This is a genomic window from Bacillus sp. P4_D3 (genome assembly GCF_056401855.1).
In genome coordinates this window covers 1-998 of the sequence record NZ_JBFUIN010000980.1, presented here as the reverse complement: position 1 = coordinate 998, position 998 = coordinate 1, and the positions used below count along the sequence as shown (strand labels likewise).

Below are 998 nucleotides of genomic sequence, written 5' to 3'. Positions count from 1 at the left end.
CGTATTTATGTATCACAAACACAGAAAAAAGCCCTTGTTTTCATAACAAGGACTCAATTGTTTTCCTATTTCGCTATCTCTTCTTTAGGCATTACCATACCTTTATAAAGTTGGACAGTAATCCAATAATAAATGAAATAAATTACTATGAAGATTCCTATTGGCATCCACACTTTTACAAATGGGTCAACTAATATGAAGCTGAATAAGTTAAGCCCTACTAAAACGTGGGAAATTCCAATAATTGCTGGGAAGATAAATAAATATGAGATTTCTTTATATATACTTTTTGTTAACATACTACGCCTCACACCGATTTTTCGCAGCATTTCATAACGGCGTACATCACGAGAAGCTCCTGTTAATATTTTAAACATAAGAGAACTCGCCATCATTGCTAAAAATGCAATTCCAAGGAAAAATCCCATAAACATTGTTCCGCTCATGAAACTATTCATGAACTGATAAATTGTCATTTTCGTATATAAGTCTACTTTTGTACCTGTTGTTTTTTCAATTACTTCTTTTTGTCTCTTATCTATTTCGATCAACAGTGGTTTATATTTTTTCATATCATCTACTTTTGCTAATGTTACAGTATGTTCTGTTCCTTGAATTCCTTTATAATACTCTTCATCTGCAATTCTTACAGGTTTTCCGTTAAATTGATTATGTGTAATTTGTATCTCTCTTACAACCGCATCCTCCCAATCTTTTGGCATACGAGGAAGCTTATTCACTACTTCAGGAGCTTCCAAAGCAGAATAGACAGGTTCAGTTAAAGGTTCAGCCACGCGTTTACGAGCAGGTTCTTTTAAAGTTTTTGTATCAAAATGATCTGAAATAAGTGGTGGTTTTTCAGTTAAGTCGTTACGTAAATAATAAACCGCTTCTCCATCTACTTTATACTTATACTTGCTTTCTTCAACAATTTCCATTTCTTTTAATGCTGCTTTATCTTGTTCATTTGGATCATGAATTACGACATCATATACACG

At 32.9% G+C, this 998-nt stretch carries 1 protein-coding gene; it reads right to left on the bottom strand.

Annotation, left to right across the window (positions count from 1 at the left end; genetic code table 11):
• Nucleotides 1-65 precede the first annotated feature (65 nt).
• On the bottom strand, nt 66-998 hold a 933-nt coding region (locus AC1DTM_RS28515), incomplete at its 5' end, for an ABC transporter permease (RefSeq protein WP_477001492.1).